Origin of the sequence: Curtobacterium sp. MCBD17_021 (genome assembly GCF_003234525.1) — a bacterium.
GTDB lineage: Bacteria > Actinomycetota > Actinomycetes > Actinomycetales > Microbacteriaceae > Curtobacterium.
Genome location: NZ_QKTS01000008.1, coordinates 91,758 through 117,889 on the forward strand (window position 1 = coordinate 91,758; position 26,132 = coordinate 117,889).

Annotated in this window: 22 protein-coding genes; 21 read left to right on the forward strand and 1 reads right to left on the reverse strand. The window is 71.2% G+C overall.

Annotated features, from left to right (window positions below):
• Positions 1–5: 5 nt before the first annotated feature.
• From thrB to prmC, 4 genes are all read left to right on the forward strand, one after another.
• A complete protein-coding gene (gene thrB, locus DEI83_RS09160) occupies positions 6–995 on the forward strand; it encodes a homoserine kinase (protein ID WP_111081701.1) in 990 nt (329 codons plus the stop codon).
• A gap of 128 nt (positions 996–1,123) precedes the next feature.
• Positions 1,124–3,313 (forward strand): transcription termination factor Rho, encoded by a 2,190-nt coding sequence (rho, locus tag DEI83_RS09165; protein ID WP_111081652.1) that lies wholly within the window; start codon positions 1,124–1,126, stop codon positions 3,311–3,313.
• Positions 3,314–3,316: 3 nt separating this feature from the next.
• Entirely contained in the window at positions 3,317–4,399 is a 1,083-nt protein-coding gene (gene prfA, locus DEI83_RS09170; protein WP_111081653.1) for a peptide chain release factor 1, read from the forward strand.
• A 112-nt stretch (positions 4,400–4,511) separates the two neighbouring features.
• Positions 4,512–5,348: a peptide chain release factor N(5)-glutamine methyltransferase gene (gene prmC, locus DEI83_RS09175; RefSeq protein WP_111081702.1), complete on the forward strand. Its 837-nt coding sequence runs from the start codon at positions 4,512–4,514 to the stop codon at positions 5,346–5,348.
• 144 nt (positions 5,349–5,492) lie between these two features.
• Here the strand turns inward: prmC and DEI83_RS09180 are convergent, their stop codons facing one another.
• On the reverse strand, positions 5,493–6,140 hold the full coding sequence (locus tag DEI83_RS09180; protein WP_258371139.1) for an HAD family phosphatase: 648 nt from the start codon (positions 6,138–6,140) through the stop codon (positions 5,493–5,495).
• A 38-nt stretch (positions 6,141–6,178) separates the two neighbouring features.
• Here DEI83_RS09180 and DEI83_RS09185 point away from each other — a divergent pair, with 38 nt between their 5' ends.
• The 17 genes from DEI83_RS09185 to DEI83_RS09265 all read left to right on the forward strand — a co-directional run bounded on the left by DEI83_RS09185 (position 6,179) and on the right by DEI83_RS09265 (position 26,086).
• Positions 6,179–6,853: an L-threonylcarbamoyladenylate synthase gene (locus DEI83_RS09185; protein WP_111081704.1), complete on the forward strand. Its 675-nt coding sequence runs from the start codon at positions 6,179–6,181 to the stop codon at positions 6,851–6,853.
• Positions 6,850–8,103 (forward strand): MraY family glycosyltransferase, encoded by a 1,254-nt coding sequence (locus tag DEI83_RS09190; protein WP_111081654.1) that lies wholly within the window; start codon positions 6,850–6,852, stop codon positions 8,101–8,103. Before DEI83_RS09185 ends, DEI83_RS09190 begins: the two co-directional genes overlap by 4 nt.
• Complete coding sequence (locus tag DEI83_RS09195; protein ID WP_111081655.1) at positions 8,100–8,579, forward strand: hypothetical protein; 480 nt, start codon at positions 8,100–8,102, stop codon at positions 8,577–8,579. Before DEI83_RS09190 ends, DEI83_RS09195 begins: the two co-directional genes overlap by 4 nt.
• A 104-nt stretch (positions 8,580–8,683) precedes the next feature.
• Positions 8,684–9,544 carry a F0F1 ATP synthase subunit A gene (gene atpB, locus DEI83_RS09200; RefSeq protein WP_258371140.1) on the forward strand — a complete coding sequence of 287 codons (861 nt, stop codon included), beginning with the start codon at positions 8,684–8,686 and terminating at the stop codon, positions 9,542–9,544.
• 61 nt (positions 9,545–9,605) lie between these two features.
• Positions 9,606–9,842 carry an ATP synthase F0 subunit C gene (gene atpE / locus DEI83_RS09205; RefSeq protein ID WP_058729232.1) on the forward strand — a complete coding sequence of 79 codons (237 nt, stop codon included), beginning with the start codon at positions 9,606–9,608 and terminating at the stop codon, positions 9,840–9,842.
• Positions 9,843–9,851: 9 nt separating this feature from the next.
• A complete protein-coding gene (locus tag DEI83_RS09210; RefSeq protein WP_111081656.1) occupies positions 9,852–10,415 on the forward strand; it encodes a F0F1 ATP synthase subunit B in 564 nt (187 codons plus the stop codon).
• Between the two features lie 2 nt (positions 10,416–10,417).
• A complete protein-coding gene (locus tag DEI83_RS09215; RefSeq protein WP_111081657.1) occupies positions 10,418–11,212 on the forward strand; it encodes a F0F1 ATP synthase subunit delta in 795 nt (264 codons plus the stop codon).
• A gap of 107 nt (positions 11,213–11,319) precedes the next feature.
• Positions 11,320–12,948: a F0F1 ATP synthase subunit alpha gene (gene atpA / locus DEI83_RS09220; protein ID WP_111081658.1), complete on the forward strand. Its 1,629-nt coding sequence runs from the start codon at positions 11,320–11,322 to the stop codon at positions 12,946–12,948.
• Positions 12,949–13,851 carry a F0F1 ATP synthase subunit gamma gene (locus DEI83_RS09225; protein ID WP_110825110.1) on the forward strand — a complete coding sequence of 301 codons (903 nt, stop codon included), beginning with the start codon at positions 12,949–12,951 and terminating at the stop codon, positions 13,849–13,851. It abuts the gene before it with no gap.
• 49 nt (positions 13,852–13,900) lie between these two features.
• On the forward strand, positions 13,901–15,355 hold the full coding sequence (atpD, locus tag DEI83_RS09230) for a F0F1 ATP synthase subunit beta (RefSeq protein ID WP_111081659.1): 1,455 nt from the start codon (positions 13,901–13,903) through the stop codon (positions 15,353–15,355).
• A 1-nt stretch (position 15,356) separates the two neighbouring features.
• The gene (locus DEI83_RS09235) at positions 15,357–15,620 is read left to right on the forward strand and encodes a F0F1 ATP synthase subunit epsilon (protein WP_110825108.1); all 264 of its coding nucleotides are present in this window, start codon (positions 15,357–15,359) and stop codon (positions 15,618–15,620) included.
• A gap of 5 nt (positions 15,621–15,625) precedes the next feature.
• Positions 15,626–16,387, forward strand: coding sequence for a YaaA family protein (locus DEI83_RS09240; RefSeq protein ID WP_111081660.1), 762 nt, complete (start codon positions 15,626–15,628; stop codon positions 16,385–16,387).
• 99 nt (positions 16,388–16,486) lie between these two features.
• Positions 16,487–17,032, forward strand: coding sequence for a hypothetical protein (locus tag DEI83_RS09245; RefSeq protein WP_111081661.1), 546 nt, complete (start codon positions 16,487–16,489; stop codon positions 17,030–17,032).
• A 53-nt stretch (positions 17,033–17,085) separates the two neighbouring features.
• A complete protein-coding gene (locus DEI83_RS09250) occupies positions 17,086–17,847 on the forward strand; it encodes a hypothetical protein (protein WP_111081662.1) in 762 nt (253 codons plus the stop codon).
• 3 nt (positions 17,848–17,850) lie between these two features.
• Positions 17,851–18,678 carry a PP2C family serine/threonine-protein phosphatase gene (locus DEI83_RS09255; protein ID WP_111081663.1) on the forward strand — a complete coding sequence of 276 codons (828 nt, stop codon included), beginning with the start codon at positions 17,851–17,853 and terminating at the stop codon, positions 18,676–18,678.
• A gap of 101 nt (positions 18,679–18,779) precedes the next feature.
• Entirely contained in the window at positions 18,780–20,192 is a 1,413-nt protein-coding gene (locus tag DEI83_RS09260) for a serine/threonine-protein kinase (protein ID WP_111081664.1), read from the forward strand.
• Between the two features lie 35 nt (positions 20,193–20,227).
• Positions 20,228–26,086, forward strand: coding sequence for an Ig-like domain-containing protein (locus DEI83_RS09265; RefSeq protein ID WP_146243281.1), 5,859 nt, complete (start codon positions 20,228–20,230; stop codon positions 26,084–26,086).
• The last annotated feature ends 46 nt before the right edge of the window (positions 26,087–26,132 follow it).

Sequence of the window (26,132 nt, forward strand, 5' to 3'; positions counted from 1 at the left end):
AGGGCGTGACCGCCCTGGATGCTGTACCGGCCGGACGGGCGGTCCGCGTGCGCGTCCCGGCGACCTCGGCGAACCTCGGGCCGGGGTTCGACTCGCTCGGACTCGCGCTGTCCCTCTACGATGAGGTCGACGTCCGCGTCCGCCGTGCCCCGGGATCGACCGTCACCATCGTGGGCGTCGGCGCGGGTGAGGTCCCGACCGACGACACCAACCTCGTCGTCCGGGCGGTCCGCCGCGGCTTCGAGCACGCGGGCGTCGAGCAGCCGGGGCTCGAGCTGCACGCGACGAACGCCATCCCGCACGGCCGCGGCATGGGGTCCTCCGCCGCCGCGATCGTCGCCGGACTGATGGCGGCACGCGGCCTCCTCGCCGGCGTGGTCGACCTCGACGCGTCGACGCTGCTGACCCTCGCCACCGAGATGGAGGGGCACCCGGACAACGTCGCGCCGGCCCTCTTCGGCGGCCTGACGATCGCGTGGATGACCGCCGACGGCCCCGCGTACAAGCGGTTGCTCGTGCACCGCGGCGTCTCGCCCGTCGTCTTCGTGCCGACCTCGACGCTGTCGACGAAGCTCGCGCGCTCCCTGCAGCCGATGACCGTGCCGCACGAGGACGCCGCCTTCAACGTCTCGCGCTCGGCACTGCTCGTCGCGGCCCTCATCCAGAGTCCCGAGCTGCTGCTCGCCGCGACCGAGGACCGCCTCCACCAGGCCTACCGGGCGAGCGCGATGCCCGAGACCGACGCCCTGATCGGCCTGCTCCGCCAGCACGGTCTCGCGGCCGTCGTCTCGGGGGCCGGACCGAGCCTGTTGGTGATGGGGAGCGACCCCGCGCAGCGCCTCGCGGCCGCCGAACTGGTCGAGCGACACGCCGAATCCGCCTGGCGTCCGCTCATGCTGGCCGTCGACCTCGGTGGTGCTACAGTGAAGCCGCACCCGACGCTCGAAGCCGAACTCGCGGAGGCGTCGACCATCCCAGGTCGACCGCCACGCTGATCCGGTGCGTGGGGCACTCTCTCCAGATCACCGTTCCCGGTCCGTCGTCTGAACGACGGCCGTCGCACACCCGCCACGGGAACGGTGGAAACTCTCCGCGTTCTGCGGTCGGAAGGAACAACAGCATCGTGACCGACGTCACCACCTCCACCGGTTCGGTGGAGATCCCCACTGACCTGCGCGCGCTCCGTCTCCCGGAGCTCCAGCGCATCGCCTCGTCCCTCGGGATCACGGGGCTCTCGAAGCTCCGCAAGGGCGACCTCATCGCCTCCATCGAGGACAAGCGCCCGGCCGAGGCGACCGCCTCCGTCACGCCGACCCTCGACGGTGCCGGCACCGGCACGCCGGGTACGGAGGACGCCTCGTCCCAGGACGCCGCCGCCGCGCAGGCACCTGCCGAGCAGGTCGCCGCCGCTCCGGCCCAGCAGACCGCCGAGCCGGTCGCCGAGGCCCCGTCGCGCGGCCGCCGCAGCCGCCGCGCCTCCTCCGGCGGCACCGTGACCGCCACCGAGCCGACCGCCGCCGCGTCGCACACGAACGCCGGACACACCGGTACCGAGGACCTGCTCGCCGGTCTCGACCAGGTCCGTGCCGAGAAGGACGCCCAGGAGGCCGCGCAGAGCGGTCAGCGTCGTGGCCGCGGTCGTGACCGCCAGGCGCAGCAGGCCGACGGCCAGGAGGCCCGGGGTGGCGCCACCGCCGAGGCGCAGGTCCCCGTCGAGGACGCGCTCGAGCAGGGTGACCAGGACGCCGTCCAGCAGGACGAGGGCCAGCAGGCCGACCAGGCCGACGCGGGCGAGCAGAGCGAGGGCGGCGCCCGTCGCGGCCGTCGGAGCCGAGGCCGCGGTCGTGGCCGCGGGCAGAACGGCGACCAGGCCGAGCAGAACGGTCAGCAGGCCGAGGCCGACAAGGGCGAGCAGAAGCAGCAGAACGGCAAGCAGCAGAACGCCGACAAGGCCGAGCAGAAGCAGAACGGTCAGCAGAAGCAGGCCGACCAGCAGCGCGGCGACCAGCAGCGTGGCGACCAGCAGCGCGCCGACCAGCAGCGTGCCGCCGAGCAGGAGGCCGAGAACGGTCGGACCCGTCGCCAGCGTGACCGCAAGCGCGGCCGCGGTGGTCAGAACGACGAGTTCGAACCCGAGGTCACCGAGGATGACGTCCTCATCCCGATCGCCGGCATCCTCGACGTCCTCGACAACTACGCCTTCGTCCGCACCACCGGCTACCTGCCGGGGCCGGAGGACGTGTACGTCTCGCTCGGCCAGGTGAAGAAGTACCACCTCCGCAAGGGCGACGCCGTCGTCGGTGCCATCAAGCAGCCGCGGGACAACGAGCAGCAGAGCCGCCAGAAGTACAACGCGCTGGTCAAGATCGACACGATCAACGGCCAGACCGCCGACGAGGCTGCGGCCCGCGTCGACTTCCAGGACCTCACCCCGCTGTACCCGAACGAGCGCCTGCGCCTTGAGACGGAGCCGGGCAAGCTGTCGACCCGCATCATCGACCTCGTGTCGCCGATCGGCAAGGGCCAGCGCGGTCTCGTCGTGTCGCCGCCCAAGGCCGGCAAGACCGTCGTGCTGCAGGCCATCGCGAACGCCGTGTCGACGAACAACCCCGAAGCGCACCTCATGGTCGTCCTCGTCGACGAGCGTCCCGAAGAGGTCACCGACATGCAGCGCACGGTGAAGGGCGAGGTCATCGCCTCGACCTTCGACCGCCCCGCCGAGGACCACACGACGGTCGCCGAGCTCGCCATCGAGCGCGCCAAGCGCCTGGTCGAGCTGGGCCACGACGTCGTCGTGCTGCTCGACTCGATCACCCGCCTGGGTCGTGCGTACAACCTGGCCACCCCGCCGTCGGGCCGCGTGCTCTCCGGTGGCGTGGACTCGGCCGCGCTCTACCCGGTCAAGCGCTTCTTCGGCGCCGCCCGGAACATCGAGAACGGTGGCTCGCTCACGATCCTCGCCACCGCGCTCGTCGAGACCGGGGCGAAGATGGACGAGGTGATCTTCGAGGAGTTCAAGGGCACCGGCAACATGGAGCTCCGCCTCAACCGGCACCTCGCCGACAAGCGGATCTTCCCGGCCGTTGACATCAACGCCTCGGGCACCCGTCGCGAGGAGCAGCTGCTCTCCGCCGACGAGGTCGCGATCACGTGGCGTCTCCGCCGGGCCCTCGCCGGGCTCGACCCGCAGCAGGCGCTGGACGTCGTGCTCCGGAACCTCAAGGAGACGCAGTCGAACGTCGAGTTCCTCGTCCAGATCCAGAAGTCGGTGCCGGCGACCAACGGTCACCACGGCAACGGCCACCAGGAGTAACGCGTGTTCGAGTCGGTGGCAGGGCTGCTGGCGGAACACGAGGAACTGACGCAGCAGCTGTCGGACCCCGCGCTCCACGCCGACCCGGCCCGCGCCAAGAAGGTCAACCGGCGGTACGCCGAGCTGAGCCAGATCAAGGCCGCGTACGAGGCATGGCAGGCGGCGGGGGACGACCTCGCCGCCGCCCGGGAACTCGCGCGTGAGGACGAGGCGTTCGCGGACGAGGTCCCGGGGCTCGAGGAGCAGCTGGCGGAGCGCCAGGAGCGTCTCCGCCGGCTCCTCATCCCGCGTGACCCCGACGACGGGCGTGACGTCATCATGGAGATCAAGGGCGGCGAGGGCGGCGAGGAGTCCGCGCTGTTCGCTGCCGACCTGCTCCGGATGTACTCGCACTACGCCGAGGGCAAGGGCTGGAAGGTCGAGATGCTCGAGCGCACCGAGTCCGACCTCGGTGGCTACAAGGACGTCCAGGTCGCGATCAAGTCGAACACGACCGACCCGTCGCAGGGCGTGTGGGCGCACCTCAAGTACGAGGGCGGCGTGCACCGCGTGCAGCGTGTGCCGGCGACCGAGTCGCAGGGCCGCATCCACACCTCGACGACCGGGGTGCTCGTCTTCCCCGAGGTCGACGAGCCCGAAGAGGTCGAGATCAACCAGAACGACCTCAAGATCGACGTCTACCGGTCGTCCGGTCCCGGCGGGCAGTCCGTCAACACGACGGACTCCGCGGTGCGCATCACCCACCTCCCGACGGGCATCACGGTCGCCATGCAGAACGAGAAGTCGCAGCTGCAGAACCGTGAGGCCGGCATGCGCGTCCTCCGTGCCCGCATCCTCGCGCGGCAGCAGGAGGAGCGCGACGCCATCGCCTCGGACGCGCGCAAGTCGCAGATCCGCGGGATGGACCGGTCGGAGCGGATCCGGACGTACAACTTCCCGGAGAACCGGATCGCGGACCATCGCACGGGCTACAAGGCGTACGACCTCGACCGCGTCATGAACGGTGCGCTCGAGCCGGTCGTGCAGTCCGCCATCCAGGCGGACGAAGAGGCCAGGCTGGCCGCCATCGGCGACCAGGACGCCTGACGCCGACGTGGACGACACGTCCGACTCCGGCCCGTCCCGCACCGGGGACGCGACCGGCCGGGAGGCCCGCCCCGCGTCCGGCCCGCAGCCCGCGTTCGCGGCGGACCGCCTCCTGCGTGAGGCGGCCGTGGCGCTGGCCGCGGCGGGCGTGGTGACACCACAGGTCGACGCGGAACTCCTGCTCGCCTGGGCGACGGACACCTCCCGCGGGGCCGTCCAGGCTCGTGCGATGACCGGGGGAGCGATCGCCCCGGACCACGTCGAGCGCTTCCGGCACGCCGTCGCCCGTCGGCGGACCCGTGAGCCGCTCCAACACGTCACCGGCGAGGCGCACTTCCGGGCGTTGACCCTCGCCGTCGGACCGGGCGTCTTCGTCCCGAGGCCCGAGACCGAGTCGGTCGTGCAGTTCGGCATCGACGCGCTCCGTGCCACGGCCGTCGCCGAGCCGATCGCCGTCGACCTCGGGTCCGGCAGCGGTGCCATCGCGATCGCCATGGACACCGAGGTGCCCAACGCCGTCGTGTACGCCGTCGAACGCTCGCCCGAGGCCCTGCCCTGGACGCGGCGCAACACCGCGGCGCACGGCGGCACGGTGCACCTCGTCGAGGGTGACCTCGCGGACGCGTTGCCGGAACTCGACGGTCGGGTGTCGGTCGTCGTCTCGAACCCGCCCTACGTCCCCGACGACGCCGTTCCCGTCGACCCGGAGGTCCGTGACCACGACCCGGCACTCGCACTGTACGGGGGACCTGACGGTCTGGACGCCGTGCGCGCCCTGACCGAGACCGCGTGGCGCCTGCTCGTCCCCGGTGGGACGCTCGTCGTCGAGCACGCGGAACAGCAGGGTGAGGGCGTCCGGCGGGTCCTCGCGGACCGGGGGTTCCGGTCCCCGCAGACGCACGTCGACCTCACCGGACGCGACCGGACCACGACCGCGACCCGCGCGTAGTCCGGTCGTGTCGGTGCAGCGACACCGAGGAGCCAGCGGGCGGGGGCGTGCGTGACCGGTGCCGGGTCTCTCCCCACCGGCACGGCCCGTCCGCCGCTGGCGCGTCGGCCGGGGACCGGCGGCGTGGGCCGAGGCCGGCGACGCCTACGCGACCGGGGTGGTCTCGTGCGCGGAGACGAAGGTGCGGACCGCGTGGCGCAGGTCGGTGTCGCGCTCGACGAGCACGGCGGTGATGCCGACGCTCCGTGCACCGGCGACGTTCTCGGGCATGTCGTCGGCGAAGAACGTGCGCTCGGCGGGGACGCCGTGGTGCTCGAGCACGCGCCGGAACACGTCCGGGTCCGGCTTGCGGGCGCCGAAGGCGCTCGAGGTGTCGAGGTGCTCCTCGAAGAGCGGCGGCAGGGACGGGACCCACTGGTGCAGCCACCGACCGGCCAGCGGCCCGTTGTTCGTGAGGAGCGCGACCCGGCCGTGCTGCTTGGCGATCCGGACGGCCTCGACCCGGTCGGGCAGCTCGGTCATCGCGGCGCCGCGGACCCGGGCCCACTCGGACTCCGGCACCTCGCACCCCATCGCCTCCTGGAAGGCCGCGAGGTACTCGTCTCCGTCGGCGTAGTGCCCCGCCTCGGCGCGCTGCTCGTTGCCCGTGTCCCACCAGCGGCGACGGAGCTCGGCGAAGTCGTGCCCGGTCAGCTCGGTCAACCCGGCCATGCGGGTCATCCAGTCGTAGCGGACGAGCACGTCGTCCATGTCGAAGAGGAACAGGAGTGGGGGCGCGGGCGTCTCGTTCACGATGCCACCTATCCTCGCGCACTATCATCGTGCAGGTCATGGCTTCCCGATACGACTGTTCCGACCCCGACGGGCTCCTGACCGGCATGCGGCTCGCACGGACCGCCCTCGGTCGGGGCGAACTCGTCGTCGTGCCCACCGACACGGTGTACGGCGTCGCGGCGGACGCGTTCAGCGCGTCGGCCGTGCAGCGCCTGCTCGACGCGAAGGGTCGGACGCGGCAGTCCCCGCCGCCCGTGCTCATCCCGGGTGTGGCCACCCTCGACGCCCTCGCGAGCGAGGTCCCGGAGCCGGTCCGTCGGCTCGTCGAGGAGTTCTGGCCCGGCGGCCTCACGGTGATCCTCCGTGCGCAGCCGTCGCTCGACTGGGACCTCGGTGAGACGCGGGGGACCGTCGCGCTCCGGATGCCGGACTCCCGCATCGCGCTGGAACTCCTGCGCGAGGTCGGTCCGTTGGCGGTCTCGTCGGCCAACTCGACCGGGGACCCGGCGGCGATGGACGTGGACGACGCCGAGCGGATGCTCGGCGACAGCGTCGCCGTCTACCTCGACGGCGGAGCGCTGGCGCCGCACGACGGTGCCGCCGCGTCGACGGGCTCGACGATCGTGGACGCGACGGGCCTGGCCGCGGGGGAGGGCTTGCGCATCGTCCGCCACGGCGTGATCCCGGACGACGAGATCCGGCGGGTCGTCGGGGACGACCTCGTCCTGTGAAGTTCTACCTGCTCGCGGGGGTCATCTCGGCGGTCGTGAGCTTCCTCGTCAGCTGGCTCGTCTGGAAGCTCGGGATCCGGTACAGGTGGTACCCGAAGGTCCGCGAACGGGACGTGCACCGCACGCCGACGCCGCGGCTGGGGGGCATCGCGATGTTCCTCGGCGTCATCGTCTCGCTGCTGTGCGCGTGGTTCCTGTTCCCGGTCATCGCGGGCCAGGACTACTTCCGGCTCGTGTTCGCCGAACCCGGCCGGGTGATCGCGGTCCTGGCTGGCGCGACGATCATCGTGGTGCTCGGCGTGGCGGACGACATCTGGGACCTCGACTGGATGACGAAGCTCGCCGGACAGATCATCGCGGCGGGGATCCTGGCGTGGCAGGGCGTCGCGATCGTCTCGTTGCCCATCGGCAACACGCTCGGCGTCGGTTCGTCGTACATGAGCCTCATCTTCACCGTGCTCGCGGTCGTGCTCGTCATGAACGCCGTCAACTTCATCGACGGACTCGACGGGCTGGTGGCCGGGGTGGCGATCATCGCCGGCGGCGTGTTCTTCCTCTACACGTTCTTCATCAACCGCGTGGTGGTGGAGACCGAGTTCTTCTTCAACCTCCCGTCACTGCTCACCGCCGTGCTCGTCGGGGCCTGCGCGGGCTTCCTCGTCCTCAACTGGCATCCGGCGAAGCTCTTCATGGGTGATGCCGGTGCGTTGCTCGTCGGGTTCCTCATGGCGACCAGTGCGGTGTCGATCACGGGCAACATCGACCCCGCCGCGGTCCGGACCCGCACCGACCTCCTGCCGGCCTTCATCCCGATCCTGCTGCCCTTCGCCATCCTGGTCGTGCCGATCCTCGACTTCGGCCTGGCCGTGATCCGACGGGTCGGCGCGGGGAAGTCCCCGTTCTCGGCGGACCGGAAGCACCTGCACCACCGCCTGCTCGACATGGGACACTCGCACTTCCACGCGGTGCTCATCTTCTACGCCTGGACCGCGGTCGTCGCGTTCGGGTGCCTGCTCTTCCTGTTCGTCAACTGGTGGTGGGTCGCGGCGTTCGTCGCCGTCGGCTTCACGGTGTGCGCCATCGTCACGTTCGCACCGCTCGGTCGGAAACGGGTCGAGATCGCCGCGCAGACCACCGCGTCGCCGGGTGCGCCCTTCGACGCGAGCCACGACCCGCTCGACCGCGCAGCCGCCGTCCGGGACCCGCACACCAGCCCCCGGCCCCGCTCGACCTCTGGAGACCCATCGTGACCGCACCGAACGCGCTCGACCACGTCCGGCCGGTGTTCCGCCGCATCCTCGTGCAGGGCGCGGGCCTGGCGGCCGCACTCGCCCTCGTCGGCGGCGTCGTCGGCTGGTTCGTCGACGGCGGCCCCGGACTGACCGGGGGGCTCATCGGCGCGGTGATGAGCGTCGTGTTCTGCGGGTTGACCGCGGTGAGCGTCCTGCTGGCGATCCGGTTCTCCGGTGGACAGATGGTCTCGGGTGCCTTCTTCGGCACGATCATGGGCACGTTCCTCGTGAAGTTCGTGCTGTTCATCGTCGTGCTCGTCGCGCTCAAGGACCGGGACTGGGTGAGCACCCCGGTGCTCGCCGTCGCGATCATCGTCGGCGTCATCGGCTCGCTCGTGATCGACGTCACGGTCATCGCGAGGTCGCGGGTCCCGATCGGTGTGTCCCTGCCCGGAGACCGAACGGACGCTGAGGATCGCGACCCGGCTGCCTGAGAGCCCGAGAAGCCGCACACACCTGATAGGCTTCTGGAGCCCGCTGCCGGAGCTTGAGCTCGGACGGGCAAGCCTCCACTTCAGTCCACCTCCGCGTGCCATGCGTGCGCGCCCCGACACAGGAGACAGCGCTGCTATCCCACGCTCTTCCCCTGTCCCTCATCGCTGCGGGTAACCCCGTCGCGGCGGGGAGCAGCAAGGCCGCCGAGTTCCATGGTCCGTCGATCAACGAGTTCTTCCCGGACCCGATCTTCTTCGCCGGTACTGCGTTCGAGATGGACCGCATCGTCCTCATCCGCTTCTTCGCGGTGGCCGTGCTCCTCGTCTTCGCGTTCGCCGGAACCCGCGCGCTCAAGCTGGTCCCCAACCGTGGACAGGCCTTCATCGAGTACGCCTTCGACGTCGTCCGTCGGAACACCTTCGACAACCTGGGTGAGAAGGACGGCAAGCGCTTCCTGCCGCTCCTCGCGACGATCTTCTTCGGCGTCCTGTTCATGAACCTCACGGGTCTCATCCCGTTCATGAACATCGCCGGCACGAGCCGCATCGCGATGCCGATGATCCTGGCCATCGTCGCCTACGTCGCCTTCATCTACGCGGGGCTGCGCAAGCACCCGGGCACGTTCCTCCGGAACTCGCTCTTCCCGCCCGGGGTGCCGTGGTTCCTCTACATCATCGTGACGCCGATCGAGCTCGTCTCGACCTTCGTCCTGCGTCCGGTCACCCTGACGCTGCGACTCCTCATGAACATGGTCGTCGGGCACCTGCTCCTGGTGCTGTTCTTCTCGGCAACCTGGTTCTTCTTCTTCGATGCCGAGAGCCTGTTCAAGTTGTTCGGTGTCGGGACGCTCGCGTTCGGCATCGCCTTCAGCTTCTTCGAAGTCCTCGTCGGGTTGCTCCAGGCGTACGTCTTCATGCTGCTGACGGCCGTCTACATCCAGCTCGCGCTGGCTGACGAGCACTGACACCCTTCTGACCCCCTACGGGGCCGGCGACCGCCGGGCCCGCACCTCGAAAGGAAAACACGTGGACGCAACGACCGTTCTCGCGGAGATCAACGGCAACATCGCGACGGTTGGCTACGGCCTCGCTGCGATCGGCCCGGCCATCGGCGTCGGCATCGTCGTCGGCAAGACGATCGAGTCCGTCGCTCGCCAGCCCGAGCTCCAGGGCCGCCTGACCACCCTCATGTACATCGGTATCGCCTTCACGGAGGCCCTGGCCTTCATCGGCATCGCGACGTACTTCATCTTCACTGCGTAAGGCTTCTCGATGCAGACTGCACTCATCCTGGCGGCGGAGGAAACCCACAATCCGCTGATCCCAGAGATCTACGACATCGTGTGGTCAGCGGTCGCCTTCGTCATCATCTTCCTGGTCATGTGGCGTGTCGTCACGCCGCGGATCACGAAGATGCTCGATGAGCGCACCGAGGCCATCGAGGGCGGCATCAAGAAGGCCGAAGCCGCCCAGCAACAGGCCGCTGCTGCGCTCGACGAGTACAACAAGCAGCTGGCGGACGCGCGTGCCGAGGCATCGCGCATCCGTGAGCAGGCCCGCGCCGACGCGACCGCGATCGGCAACGAGGTCCGTGAGCAGGCCGCAGCCGATGCCGCACGCATCACCGCGAACGCCCAGGCGCAGATCGAGGCCGAGCGCCAGAGCGCGCTCCAGTCGCTCCGCACCGAGGTCGGAACGCTCGCACTCGACCTCGCGTCGGGTGTCATCGGCGAGTCCCTCCAGGACGACGCCAAGGCGACCGCCGTCGTCGACCGCTTCCTCGCCGACCTCGAGTCGTCGAAGGGCGCCCAGACGGCTGCCGGAACGGAGCACTGAGCATGCGTAGCGCCACCCGCGAAGCGATGTCGTCCACCCGGGCGGCCGTCGCAGACCTCGGCGGCGCCGTCGACCTCGCGGTCGGGACGGAGATCTTCGCCGCAGGGCGTGCGATCGCCCGTGCGCCGCAGTTGCTCAACCTGCTCGCCGACCCGACCGCCGACACCGCCGGCAAGAAGGTCCTCATCGACCGTGTCTTCGCCGGTCAGAGCGACGCCTCGCGCGCCGTCCTGAGCGCGGTGGCCGGGTCGCGCTGGTCCTCCCAGGGGGACCTGCTCGCCGGCATCGAGGACGCGGCCGTCCGGGCCGTGGCAGCGACGGCGGACCAGTCGACCTCGATCGAGGCCGAGCTGTTCGCCTTCGAGACCGCGGTCCGCTCGGATGCCGCACTCGAGCTCGCGCTCGGGACCAAGCTCGGCAGCCCCGACCAGAAGGGCTCGCTCGCCGAGCGTCTCCTGGGCGGCAAGGTCTCGGTGCAGACGATCACGATCGTGTCGAACCTCGTGCAGCAGCCCCGCGGCCGCCGCATCGGTGAGATCGTCCGTGACGCCTCGCGGATCGTCGCCGACCAGGCGGACAAGCTCGTCGCCACGGTCATCACGGCGGCCCCGCTGTCCGACGAGCAGGCGGCTCGCGTCGCCCGCGGCATCGGCGAGCGGTACGGCCGGGACATCAGCGTCAACCAGGTCGTCGACCCCACCGTCCTCGGCGGGGTCCGGGTGCAGGTCGGCGGCGACGTCATCGACGGCACCGTCTCGTCCCGGCTCGCCGACCTCCGTCTCCAGCTCGCGCGCTGAGCGTACGGTCGAAGACGCCCCACCCAAGTCCACAACGGGAACTGTCGCTCGCGGCAGCATCACCCTCTCGGAGCCGAAGGGCCCCGGAAAACCACAAGGAAAATCCCATGGCAGACATCACCATCAGCCCCGATGAGATCCGTGATGCCCTGAAGGACTTCGTCTCGAACTACGAGCCGACGAAGGCCTCCACGGCCGAGGTCGGGCACGTCACCGACGCCGGTGACGGAATCGCCCACGTCGAAGGCCTCCCCGGCGTCATGGCCAACGAGCTCATCCGCTTCGCGGACGGCACGCTCGGCCTGGCGCAGAACCTGGACGAGGACGAGATCGGCGCCATCGTGCTCGGCGAGTTCGGCGGCGTCGAGGAGGGCATGGAGGTCACCCGCACCGGCGAGGTCCTCTCGGCTCCGGTCGGCGACGCCTTCCTCGGTCGCGTGGTCGACCCGCTCGGCGCCCCGATCGACGGTCTCGGCGAGATCGCCGCGGAAGGCCGTCGCGCCCTCGAACTGCAGGCTCCCGGCGTCATGTCCCGCAAGTCGGTGCACGAGCCGCTCCAGACCGGCATCAAGGCCATCGACGCGATGATCCCCGTCGGCCGCGGTCAGCGTCAGCTGATCATCGGCGACCGCCAGACCGGCAAGACGGCCATCGCGATCGACACGATCATCAACCAGAAGGCCAACTGGGAGTCGGGCGACGTCGACAAGCAGGTCCGCTGCATCTACGTCGCGATCGGCCAGAAGGGCTCGACGATCGCGTCCGTCAAGGGTGCGCTCGAGGACGCCGGCGCGATGGAGTACACGACCATCGTCGCCGCGCCGGCCTCCGACCCGGCCGGCTTCAAGTACCTCGCCCCGTACACCGGTTCGGCCATCGGCCAGCACTGGATGTACCAGGGCAAGCACGTCCTCATCATCTTCGATGACCTGTCCAAGCAGGCCGAGGCGTACCGAGCCGTGTCCCTCCTCCTCCGCCGTCCGCCGGGACGCGAGGCCTACCCGGGTGACGTCTTCTACCTGCACTCCCGTCTGCTGGAGCGTTGCGCGAAGCTGTCCGACGAGCTCGGCGCCGGTTCGATGACGGGCCTCCCGATCATCGAGACGAAGGCGAACGACGTCTCGGCGTACATCCCGACCAACGTCATCTCGATCACCGACGGCCAGATCTTCCTGCAGTCGGACCTGTTCAACGCGAACCAGCGTCCGGCCGTCGACGTGGGCATCTCGGTGTCCCGCGTCGGTGGTGACGCCCAGGTGAAGTCGATCAAGAAGGTGTCCGGCACGCTGAAGCTCGAGCTGGCGCAGTACCGCTCGCTCGAGGCGTTCGCGATGTTCGCGTCCGACCTCGACCAGGCGTCGCGTCGTCAGCTCGACCGCGGTGCGCGCCTGACCGAGCTGCTCAAGCAGCCGCAGTACTCGCCGTACCCGGTGGAGGAGCAGGTCGTGTCGATCTGGGCCGGCACCAACGGCAAGCTCGACGAGGTCCCCGTCTCCGACGTGCTGCGCTTCGAGGGCGAGCTGCTCGAGCACCTGCGCCGCAACTCGGACGTGCTCACCACCCTGCGTGAGACGAACCAGCTCAGCGACGAGACCGTCGCCGCCATGGAGCGCGAGATCGACGCCTTCACCAAGGGCTTCCAGACCAGCGACGGCAAGACCCTGGGCTCCGAGCAGGTCGAGTCCGCTTCGGCCGACGACGTCGACCAGGAGCAGATCGTCAAGGGTCGTCGCTAGATGGCGGCACAGGTCCGGGTCTACCGACAGCGAATCAAGTCGGCGAAGACCACCAAGAAGGTCACCCGCGCGATGGAGTTGATCTCGGCGTCGCGGATCCAAAAGGCACAGGCCCGCATGGCCGCGTCCGGCCCGTACTCACGGGCCGTGACGCGGGCGGTTTCGGCCGTGGCGACGTTCTCGAACGTCGACCACGTCCTGACCACCGAGCCGGCGACCTCGACCCGCGCAGCCGTGGTGCTGTTCACGTCGGACCGGGGCCTGAACGGCGCGTTCAGCACGAACGTCCTCAAGCAGGGCGAGGAGCTCGCCTCCCTGCTCCGCAGCGAGGGCAAGGACGTCGTCTTCTACCTGGTCGGGCGTAAGTCCGTCGGGTACTTCGCGTTCCGTGAGCGTCCGTCCGAGCGCCAGTGGGTCGGGAACACCGACCAGCCGGAGTTCTCGACGGCCAAGGAGATCGGCGACGCGGTCGTGTCGAAGTTCCTCCAGGACACGGCTGAGGGCGGCGTGGACGAGATCCACATCGTGTTCAACCGCTTCCTCAGCCTCGCCACGCAGGAGCCGCAGGTCGTCCGGCTGCTCCCGCTGGAGGTCGTCGACGGGGTCGAGGCCCCGTCGAACGACGAGCCCCTCCCGCTGTACGAGTTCGAGCCGGACGCCGACGCAGTCCTCGACGCCCTGCTCCCGGTCTACATCGAGAGCCGCATCTTCAACGCCATGCTGCAGTCGGCTGCCTCCGAGCACGCCGCCCGCCAGAAGGCGATGAAGTCGGCGAGCGACAACGCCGATTCGCTGATCCGCGACTTCACCCGACTCGCCAACAACGCGCGTCAGGCCGAGATCACGCAGCAGATCTCCGAGATCGTCGGCGGCGCCGACGCACTCTCGTCGAAGAAGAAGTAGTGGTCCGCGCAGCTCGCGGACAGAACCCACCCTCAGGAAGGCACCAGCCATGACCGACACCGCCACCACCGCGGTCGAGACGTCGTCGGCGCCCGGTGTCGGCCGGATCGCCCGTGTCACGGGTCCCGTCGTCGACATCGAGTTCCCGCACGACGCCATCCCCGAGATGTACAACCTCCTGTTCACGACGATCACCATCGGTGACTCGTCGCAGGAGATCGGTCTCGAGGTCGCGCAGCACCTCGGCGACGACCTCGTCCGTGCGATCTCGCTGAAGCCGACCGACGGTCTCGTCCGCGGCCAGGAAGTCCGCGACTCCGGCGCCCCGATCTCGGTGCCCGTCGGTGACGTCACCAAGGGCAAGGTCTTCGACGTCCTCGGCAACGTGCTCAACACGGACGAGAAGCTCGAGATCACCGAGCGCTGGCCGATCCACCGCAACGCCCCGGCCTTCGACCAGCTCGAGTCCAAGACCACGATGTTCGAGACCGGCATCAAGTCGATCGACCTCCTCACCCCCTACGTGCAGGGTGGCAAGATCGGCCTCTTCGGTGGTGCGGGCGTCGGCAAGACCGTCCTCATCCAGGAGATGATCCAGCGCGTGGCGCAGGACCACGGTGGTGTCTCGGTGTTCGCCGGTGTCGGTGAGCGCACCCGTGAGGGCAACGACCTCATCGGTGAGATGGAAGAGGCGGGGGTCTTCGACAAGACGGCCCTCGTGTTCGGCCAGATGGACGAGCCGCCGGGAACGCGCCTCCGCGTGGCCCTGTCGGCGCTGACGATGGCGGAGTACTTCCGCGACGTGCAGAAGCAGGACGTCCTGCTCTTCATCGACAACATCTTCCGCTTCACGCAGGCCGGTTCCGAGGTCTCGACGCTGCTCGGTCGTATGCCGTCCGCGGTGGGTTACCAGCCGAACCTCGCCGACGAGATGGGTGTGCTCCAGGAGCGCATCACCTCGACGCGTGGTCACTCGATCACCTCGCTGCAGGCGATCTACGTGCCGGCCGACGACTACACCGACCCGGCACCGGCGACGACGTTCGCGCACCTCGACGCCACGACCGAGCTGTCGCGTGAGATCGCGTCGCAGGGTCTGTACCCGGCGATCGACCCGCTGACGTCGACCTCGCGGATCATGGACCCCCGGTACCTGGGTGCCGACCACTACGAGACCGCCACCCGCGTCAAGGCGATCCTGCAGAAGAACAAGGAACTGCAGGAGATCATCGCGATCCTCGGTGTGGACGAGCTCTCCGAAGAGGACAAGATCACCGTCGAGCGTGCTCGCCGGATCCAGCAGTTCCTCTCGCAGAACACGTACATGGCGAAGAAGTTCACGGGCGTCGAGGGTTCGACCGTCCCGCTGAAGGACACCATCGAGTCCTTCCGCGCCATCGCGGACGGCCAGTTCGACCACGTTGCGACGCAGGCGTTCTTCAACGTCGGTGGCATCAACGACGTCGAAGAGAAGTGGGCACAGATCCAGAAGGAGAACCGCTGAGATGGCGGGTCTCACCGTGAGTGTCGTCTCGGCCGACCGCGAGGTCTGGTCGGGCGACACCACCATGGTCGTCGCACGCACGACGGAGGGCCAGATCGGCATCCTCGCGGGGCACGAGCCGATGCTCGCGACCCTCGCGCAGGGTCAGGTCCGCATCACGCGGGCGGACGGCTCGACCGTCGCGGTCGACGCGGAGGACGGCTTCCTCTCCGTCGAGCACGACACGGTCACGATCGTGGCGCGGCAGGCCGCGCTCGCGTCCTGACCGGACTGACCGTCCTCCTCCCGCCGTCGGAGACGAAGCGGGAGGGCGGGGACACGGAGCGCCCCCTCGACCTCGGGGCGCTCTCCTTCCCGGAACTGGCCACAGAGCGGGCCGCGGTGATCACCGCGGCCCGCTCCGTCAGTTCCGAGGAGTCCTCTGCCCGGACGGCGTTGAAGCTCGGACCGAAGTCCGTCACCGAGCGGTTGCGGAACCTGGAGCTCGACACCAGCCCGTCGATGCCAGCGATCGAGCGGTACACGGGTGTGCTCTACGACCCGTTGGACGCGCTCGGTGCGGATGCGGCGACGCGGGCATGGTGGGACCGACACGTCGTCGTCCAGTCGGCGATGTTCGGCCCGATCGGTGCCGGTGACATGGTGCCGGCGTACCGGCTGTCGCACGATTCGCGGCTTCCCGGCCTCCGTCTGGCGTCGCACTGGCCCGTCCCGGCGGCAGCAGCGCTGTCGGCGCGGGCCGACGGATTGGTCCTCGACCTCCGGTCCGAGGGGTACCGCGCGCTCGGGCCCGTTCCCGGCGCAGTCCCGCTGCGGGTGGTCAGCATCGCCGGTGACGGTCGGCGGAAGGCGTTGAACCACTGGAACAAGACGGCGAAGGGGCGCCTGGTGTCCCTGCTCGGCAGGACGGGTGCGTCGGTGTCGTCGATGCCGGAGCTGGCCGACTGGGTCGCAGGCAGCGGGGTCGTCGTCGAGCGCGTCGGCAACTCGTGGGACCTCGTCGCCGAGAGCCTGGAGCCGGTCGCGGTCTGACGGTCGGCCCTCCTCCACAGGGGCTCGCACTGACGGCGGTTGTCCACCGCGTGTCGGTGGGAGCGGATCGCTGGTCCCGTCGTCGCCAGGCTCGTCGACATGGACACCACCACTCCGACCTCCGCAGCGCCCTTCCTCCGCCACAGCCACGAGATCGCGGCTGCGATCACGCTCCGGGCCGGCGCCCGTGCGCTCGTCGGCCCCGCGCCGCTCTCCGCCGCCGCGGCTGTCGTCGTGACGACGACCTGCGGTGCGCTCGCGACCCGGATCGCGCTCCTCCGGTTCCTCGCGGATCCGTCGCCAGCCGATGCGTCCGGCCTGACCGGCGTCGATCCCTTCACCGAGCCGATGCCTGCGGCGCTCCTGGGACGCGGCCCTGCTCCGGACCCGGACCGCGTGCGTCGCGCGGGGGACCGGTGCGTGGAGGCCTGGCGCGCCTGGAGCCGGACGGGCGGTTCCGGACAGACGGTCGTGGGCGTCGCCGGAGCCCTGGCTCTCGGCGCCTGGTGCTCCTGGGCACTCGGCTCGGAACTCCGTGCTGCGACACGCGCCCGGTACGCCCTCGACCTCGGCGCCGACGACCCCCTCGCGACGCTCGTCGACCGGATGTGCCGGACCCGCCGGCCCCCGGCGTGGCGGAGGTGAGAGCGGGTGCACCGCATCGTCTACGGTGGTGGTGCCGACGGAAGGAGCCGCACGTGCACGACGACGACCTGGTCGAGGACACCGTGCTCCGTCCTCGCGGCCGCCACGCGCTGGGGAACGATCCGGACGACGGGCCCTCGGTGGCGGCCACCGCCGCTGCCGTCCGGCCGTCGGTCGACGGGTCCGCGGCTGACCCGTCGACGGCGATCGAGGACACCGTCGTGCGGCCTGTTCACCGTCCCGCCACACCGTCGGTCCAGCCGGGTGTCCCCGCTGTCCCGGCTCCGTCCGGCGCCTCCGCACCGAGCGGAGCCCCGGCTCCGGACCGTGCCCCGCCGCGCGACCCGCGGCACGGCAGCGACGAGTCGGCACCGACCCGCACGGTCCCGTCCGTCCGGATCGCTGGCCGGGTCCTCCGTCTCGACCGCCCGGTGCTCGTCGGCCGTCACCCGTCGCCACCGCGGGTCGCCCTCGGTCCGGTCCCGGAACTGGTCATGGTGCCGTCGCCGACCGGCCTGGTGTCCTCCTCGCACCTCCTGGTCCACGCGGCCGGTGCCACCGCGGTCGTCGACGACCTCCACTCGACGAACGGAACCGTCGTGCGCTCGCCCGGCGCTCCGCCGCACCGGATGCCCGCGGGTGCCTCGATGGTCGTGCTGACCGGTACGGTTGTCGACATCGGCGACGGCAACACGATCGAGGTGCTGTCGCCGTTCGTGCGGTCCGTCCCTCCCGGCGGCCGTGACTCGTCCGGACCGTGGCCGTCCCCACCGTCTTCCACCGGTCCGTCCCACACCCCCAGAGAGCGATCCTGAACCGTGACCGAACTCGGCCGTGCAACCTCCTCCCACGCGATCGCCCTGCCCGACGCCGGAGGTGCGACCCTCACGCTCTCGTGGGGAGCAGCGACGGACGTCGGACGACGCCGTGACCACAACGAGGACAGCTACGTCGTCGACGCCCCCTACTTCGTCGTCGCGGACGGCATGGGCGGGCACCTGGCGGGCGACCGTGCCTCGGACGCCGTCGTCCGTCGACTCGCCGACTCGACCCGGGAGCCGTTCGCCTCGCGCCAGACCATCCAGCGCGCGCTGCTCCTCGCGACGGCGGACATCGAGCGCGCGGCCGGCGGCAACGCGATCGGTGCAGGGACGACCGTCACCGGCGTCGCGCTCGTCGCCGGGCAGGGCCAGCCCGCCGCACTCGTGTTCAACGTCGGGGACTCACGCACCTACCGCAGCGAAGCCGGGGGACCGCTCAAGCGCCTGACGATCGACCACTCGGTCGTCCAGGAGATGGTCGACGCCGGTGTCCTCCGCGCCGAGGACGCCGAGTCGCACCCGGACAGCAACGTCATCACCCGAGCCGTCGGGTTCGGGGAACCCCCGGAGCCGGACTGGTGGACGATCCCGCTGCGCACGGGGGACCGCTACGTCGTGTGCTCCGACGGCCTCACCAAGGAGATCGGCGACGTCGGCATCTCGCGGATCGCCGCCAAGGTGGACGACCCGCAGGAGCTGGCAGAACGGCTGGTCGGCGATGCGGTCATCGCCGGCGGCCGGGACAACGTGACCGTCGTGGTGCTGCAGGTCGACGAGGCCCCCGAGTCGACCGACGACGTCGAGGACACGCTCCCGAGACGATGACCGCCGACCCCGTGACCGGAGCACCGGACACCTCCGGGCCACCAGCACTGGAATACCACTGCGGTATCGTGTCCACGCCACTCTGACGGGAAGGAGCGACCATGGCGCGCAGGCTGCCGTCGACCCCTCCGGTCCTCCCGGGGTTCAGCCCGGTGCACGTCCTCGGGTCCGGGGGCTTCGCGGACGTGTTCCTCTACGAGCAGGACATGCCACGGCGCCAGGTCGCCGTCAAGGTCCTGCTCGACGAGGTCGTCGACGACCGGGTCCGGCAGATGTTCCAGGCCGAGGCCAACCTCATGGCCCGCCTCAGCACCCACCCCTCGATCCTCACGGTCTTCCAGGCCAGTGTCGCCGCCGACGGTCGCCCGTACCTGGTGATGGAGTTGTGCTCCGCGTCCCTCAGTGAGCGGTACCGGCGTGAGCCCGTGCCCGTGTCGCAGGTGCTCTCAGTGGGGGTGCGCATCGGTTCCGCGCTCGAGACCGCCCACCGTGAGGGCGTCCTGCACCGTGACGTCAAGCCCTCGAACATCCTGCTCACGGCGTACGGCAACCCGGTCCTGTCCGACTTCGGCATCGCCGCCACCCTCGGCGAGGCAGACCCGGACGAGCCCATCGGCATGTCGATCCCGTGGTCGGCGCCGGAGGTCCTCGCCGACGAGTCCCGCGGGACGATCCAGTCCGAGGTCTACTCGCTCGCGGCGACCGTGTCCTCGCTCCTCGCCGGACGCAGCCCGTTCGAGGTGCCCGGTGGCGACAACAGCGCTGCGGCGCTGATGGCGCGGATCGACAAGGGCGGCCCCCGCGCCACCGGCAGGCCGGACGTCCCGCCGACGCTGGAGCGCCTGCTCGCGGCGGCCATGTCACGGCGCCCGCAGCACCGCCCGACGACGGTCATGGACCTCGTCCGGGGGTTCCAGCAGGTCGAGGCCGAACTCAGCCTCCCGCAGACCCCGGCCGAGGTCGCCGTCGAGGCATGGGCGGTCTCGAGTCCGGCGCGCGAGGGCGAGCGGACCGTCGTCGGCGGCATCGGCAGCCCGACCCGCACCGGACGTCGTCGGCGCACCCCGGCGACGCTCCGGGGCGGGGCGGCAGCGACCGCTCCGAGCGGCGTCGGGACGGTGCACCGCAGCGCGTCGGCCGTCCGCGGTCGCCGCGGCCCCCGCAGCGCCGTCCTCTGGGCCTCCGTCGCCTCGGCCGTCGTCATCGCCGCCCTGGCCGTCACGACCCTGGTCGTGGTCACCCGTGGTGGTGCCGACGCCGTGCCCGTCGTGACCGACCTCCGCGCGACGGCGGGCGGCTCGTCCGTCACCTTCCGGTGGACCGACCCCGGCCTCCGGCCCGGCGACACGTTCGTCGTGACCGCCGACGGGACGACCAGTCAACAGTCCGGCACGACCTTCGTGGTCACCGGACGCCCAGGGGCCGAACAGTGCATCAGCGTCGCGGTGAACCGTGACGGTCGGACCGGCGACAGCAGTGACGAGCGCTGTGCGACGATCGGCGCGGCGTCGTGATCCGACGGCTCCTCCGTGGGCGACGCTCGGCGACCGTGACGACTGCGGTCGCGGTCGTCGTGGGCGCGGTCGTCGCCGGTACCGCGCTCCTCTCCGACGGCTACCACGCCCAGCGCGTCGACCTCGGCGACGGCACGGTCTGGGTCCCGTCCGCGGAGTACGGCGCCATCGGCCGCGCGAACCCGGGCATCCTCGAGCTGAACACGGCGGTCGAGACCTCGTCGGACGCCGTGTCGGTCCTCCAACGGGGTTCGACCGTCTACAGCGTGGACGAGACGAAGGGCACCGTCGCCCGGGTCGACGTCACCGACGCGACCCTCGGGGACGCGGTCACACTGCCTCCCGGGAGCCCCCGCGTGCTCTTCGCCGGTGCGACCGCAGTCGTGGGCAACGGCGAGACCGGCGGGCTCTGGACGACCCCCGCAGCCGACCTCGACGAGTTCGACGCATCGACGGAACCGGACCTGACGCTCGGCGCGGACGCGGTGTTCGACGCGTCCGAGGAGCGCGTGGGCGTGTACTCGCCACGGACCGGGACGGCCTCGCTCGTGTCCCTCGGCGACTCGCCCTCGGTGCGGCAGCGGTGGACGGTCCGGATGGACCGGGATCACGACTTCCAGGTCGCGGCGATCGGCGACCACGTCGCCGTCCTCGACCGGACGGACCGCGTGCTCTCGGTCGACGGGCGGGACGTCGAGCTCGGTGACCGGGTCGGTCAGGCGCCGGCGCTGCAGCACTCGAGCGCCGACGGTGACACGGTCGTGGTCGCGGGATCGGCGGGACTCGTCCGCGTCTCCACGTCCGGGGCCGTGACGGGGACGACGCTCGACGTGTCCGGCCGCGCCGCCCGGCCGTGGCTCGACGGGCGGTGCACCTTCGGAGCCTGGAACGGCGGTCAGGCCGTCGACACGTGCAGCGGCCGCGCCCTCCAGCGACTCGACCGCATGCCCGGCGGCGCTGCGCTGCAGATCGTCCACAACGGCGAGGCCGTCGTCGCGAACGACCCTGAGACGGGTCGGTCCTGGGCGGTCGACCGCAGCGGCCAGCTCATCGACAACTGGGCCGACCTCGTCGACCGCGAAGCCGACCAGCAGCAGGAGCGGACCTCCGACGACGAGGCCGAGGTCGAGGAGGACCAGGCGCCGCCCGTCGCCGTCGACGACGACCTCGGAGCCCGCCCGGGGCGGACGACCACGCTGCCGGTGCTGCTGAACGACCACGACCCGAACGGCGACCCGCTCGTCATCGACGAGCTCGGCCCGGTCGACGAGCCCGTGGCGCGGGTGGCCGTGGTGTCGAACGGCCAGCAGCTGCAGATCGCCCTGCCGGCGACCGCTACCGGTGTCGTGTCCTTCCCGTACACGATCACGGACGGGAACGGTGGGTCGGCCACCGCCACGGTCCGGGTGACGGTCCGGCCGGAGTCCGAGAACGACCCGCCGCGTCAGGCCCGCGACACCACGGCGGACGTCGTGCAGGGCGGACACGTCTCGACCAACGTGCTCGGCGACTGGATCGACCCGGACGGCGACCCCGTGTACCTCGCGTCGGCAGCCCCGTCCGACGGCGACCACACCTCGACGACACCGGACGGGCTGCTCGACTACCGCAACGACAGCGGGAAGACGGGCGACCGCGTCCAGCAGATCACGGTGAGCGACGGTCGCGAGCCTGGTCGGGGCTCGGTGACCGTGGCCGTCGCCGCCCAGGGGGACGTCCCGCTGCGGGCGGACGCCTTCCCCGTGGACGGCTACGCCGACGAGGCCTTCACGGTGGAGCCGCTCGAGCACGTCCGCGGTGGCAACGGTGCGGTCACCCTGACGAGCGTCTCCTCGACCCCTGGACTCACGGTGACCCCGAGCTACGACGCCGGCACGGTCCGGGTCGAGGCCCGGTCCGCAGGGGACTGGCAGCTGGAGTACACCGTCTCGGACGGGACGAAGACCGCGAGCGGCGTCATCCGCGTCACCGTGCAGGCCCCACCGGACGCCTCCGCTGCCCCGGTCACCACCCCGAAGACGGTGTTCGTCACCACGCTCTCCTCGAAGGACACCGACGTCACGGCGACGGACTCCGACCCCGCCGGCGGGGTGCTGCTCGTCACCGGGCTGGACGGGCCGCCGTCAGCATCCGGTGTCCGGGCGAGTGTGCTCGACCAGCACGTCATCCGGGTGGCGCTCACCGCCCCGCTCGACGGGCCGGTCTCCTTCGGGTACACGGTGTCGAACGGGCTCGCCACCGCGACCGGCACCGTCACCGTGGTCGAGATCCCGAGACCGGACCGCATCCAGCCACCGGTGGCCCAACCGGACACGGCGACCGTCCGTGTGGGGGCCGTGACGGACATCGACGTCCTCGACAACGACAGCCAGCCGGAGGGTGAGGCGTTGTCGCTGCTGCCGGACCTCGTGCAGGGCGTCCCGCGGGGCGGCGGACTGCTCTTCGTCTCGGGCGACCACCTGCGCTACCTCGCGCCGACCACGCCGGGGACGTACACCGCCGCCTACCGCATCGCCGGTCCCGACGGGCAGACCGCGGATGCGACCGTGTCCGTCTCGGTGCGCGAGCGCGACCGTGTGACGAACGCCGCGCCGGTGCCCCCGACCGTGACCGCGCGGGTCGTCGCCGGACAGTCCGTCCGCGTGGCGGTACCCCTCACCGGGACCGACCCGGACGGTGACTCGGTACAGGTCGTCGGCGTCGCGTCGAACCCCGCCAAGGGTTCCGTCGCCGACGTGACGAGTGACTCCCTCACCTACGCGGCAGGCGACTACGCGGCCGGGACCGACGAGTTCACCTACACGGTCGTCGACGCGCTCGGCGCCCGTGCCACCGGGACCGTCCGGGTCGGGATCGCCCCGCGCGCCGACCAGGCCGGCAGCCCGGTGGCCGAACCGGACGCCGTCACGATCCGTCCCGGTGGCACGGTCACGGTGCGCGTGCTCGAGAACGACTCCGACCCGGAAGGCGGTGACCTCACCGTCACGTCGGCCGAACCGACCTCGTCCGACGTCCGGGCGGAGGTCCTCGGCGGGGAGACCGTCCGGGTCACACCGCCGGCGTCGGCGTCCCGTGGGGACTTCGCCGTGTCGTACACCGTCACCGACGAACAGGGAGCGACGAGCACCGCCTTCCTCACGGTGACCGTCGACGAGGACGCGCTGCCCCTGCGTCCCGAGGTCGACGACACGGTGCTCGACCTGCAGGACGTCCTCGGGCGGCAGACCGTCACGGTCGCCGTGCTGCGCAACGTGTTCTTCGCCGAGGGCACGGATGCCGACCTCCGCGTCGGGTTGCTGCCGGGCTACGGTGACGGTCCTTCGGTGACCCGCGACGACCGCATCGTCGTCCGTGTGACCGAGTCCTCGCAGGTGATCCCGTTCTCGGTGACCCGTCGCGACCACCCGGACGTGGTGTCGTACGGCTTCGTCCACGTGCCGGGCTCCGACGACGCGCTGCCGCAGATCGACCGGACCGCTCCGGCGATCACGGTGCGGAGCGAGTCGACGGTCCGGATCCCGCTCTCGCGCTACGTCGTGACGGCGAACGGGGGGACCGCTGCGGTGACGGACCCCGGGGCGGTGAAGGCGACGCACGCGGACGGGAGCCCGCTCGTCGTCGACGACTCCACGCTGCAGTTCACCTCGTCGAAGCTGTTCTTCGGCAAGGCCTCGATCTCGTTCGAGGTCACCGACGGTTCCGATGCGAACGGAGGCGCCGGCCGGGTCGCGACCCTCGTGCTGCCGATCACGGTGACCCCGCGCTCGAACCAGCCGCCGGCGCTGACCGGGACGACGATCGAGATGGAGCCGGGCAGCAGTCGGGTCCTCGACCTCGCGAAGCTCACGGACTACCCCTACCCGGCGGACCTGTCCGAACTCCGGTGGACGGTCATCGAACAGCCCGGCGACGGCACCCGGGCGTCGGTCTCCGGCCGTCGTCTGACGATCGACGTCGGTGACTCCGCCAGGACGGGCAGCCGCGCCGTCATCGGCGTCGGCGTGGCGGACTCGACGGCCCAGGGGCGGTCGGGGCGCATCGCCGTCGACGTCGTCGGCTCGACGCGCCCGCTGGTCCAGGCGGGAGCGGACGCTGCCGTCGTCCGCCGTGGCGAGTCCACCACGGTCGACGTGCTGGCGAACGACCGTCAGACGAACCCGTTCCCCGGTCGGCCCCTGCGGGTCACCGACATCCGTGGTCTCTCCGGTGGTCTCCCGGCAGGCGTCTCGGTGAGCCCGAGCGCCGACAAGAGCCGCCTGCGCGTCGCCGTCGCCGCTGGCGCGTCGACGACCGACACGCACCTGCAGTACCGCGTCACGGACGCCACGGGTGACGACGCGCGTGCCGTCTGGGGCGACGTCACGATCTCGGTGCAGGACGTCCCCGACGCCCCGGGCACCCCCACACGGACCGGTGCCGAGACCGGCGGGCAGATCACCCTCACGTGGGCGACGCCGCGGTCGAACAACGCACCGATCACGGGCTACCGCGTGACCGGCACGAACGGGATCACGCAGGACTGCGGGACCGCGACGGTCTGCACCGTCACCGGCCTGGACGCGACGGCCTCCTACCGGTTCCGCGTGGTCGCCGAGAACGCGGTCGGCCGGTCCGACCCGTCCCCGCAGTCCGCGGTGATGAGCGCGGACTTCGTCCCGGCGGCACCGGTCGGCCTCACGGTGGTCCCGGACCCGACGAACCCCGACCAGGTCGACGTGTCGTGGCAGGCCGTTCCGCGCCCCTCGCGTGGCAGCGCGGTCGACGACCACCTCGTGACCATCACGGGACCGGGCCTGTCCGCGACGACACGGACGGGGACGGCGACCTCGACGTCGTTCTCCGGGGCGACGAGCGGTGCCTCCTACGTGGTCACGGTGTCGGCCCGCAACGACGCCGGTCGTGACGGCACCGTCGTGCAGTGGAACAGCGCGACGGCGACCGGGACCGCCGTCGGCCGGCCCGGCGCGCCGCAGGACGTCCGTGCCGTCACGGGGGACGTGCCCGACAGCCGGGGGAAGTCGATCGTCACGGTCACCTGGGCCGCGGCGGACGGCGCCGGTGGTCCTGGTCCGACCTACCGCGTGTACCGGATCGGCGTCGGAGCGACCCCGAGTTGCGCGGCCCTCGCCGGTCAGACGCCGGTCGGTACCCAGTCCGGCACCACGGACGCCGGTGTCGGCGGCGGGGGCACCCGGTACGCGGTGGTGTCCGACAACGGTCTCTTCTGCAACGTGGGCTACGCCGACGCCGTGACCTACGAGACCCCCGCCGGCACACCCGACCCGACGCTCGAGATCGTCGCCGGGAGCAGCGCGACGCAGTCCGACCTCCGGGTCACGGCCCCTGGTGGCGAGGTCGACCACTACCGCCTGCAGACCGGGGGGACCGACGTCGACCTGCGACCGGGCCAACGGTGGACCGGCGTCCCGGGGACCGGGGCCCGGAACGCGCCGGCCGAACTCACGCTCCAGGCGTGCGGCGCGCCCGGCGACGCCTTCTGCACCGCGGACGCCTGGCGCGGGACGGGCGTCGCGTTCGACACCTCGAGCACCGTGACCGCGGCTCGCGAGGGGCACCCCCTCCCGGTGGACGGTCCCACCGTCTCGGACGGGGTCCGCGTCGTCTCGTACACCGCGCGCTGGTACACCGACGGTGTCGGCAGTGCTCCGCTCGCGGGGAACGAGACGAGCACCTGGCAGGCGGGGGAAGCCCCACCGAGCGCTCCCGTCGGGGTCCGGTCCGTCCGGGTCGGGGTCACGCTCGCGGCCACCGGCGGAGCGCCGTACACGGCGACGACGGGGGACGCCTCGCCGGTGTCGCCCGTCGCCCCGCTGACGCCACCGCCCGCCGAGGGGCAGACGCCGAGCCCTGACCCCACCGAGCCGGCCCCGTGACCGCCGCTGCGCGCGGCACGGGCACGCCCCGCCACGCCGTCCCCAC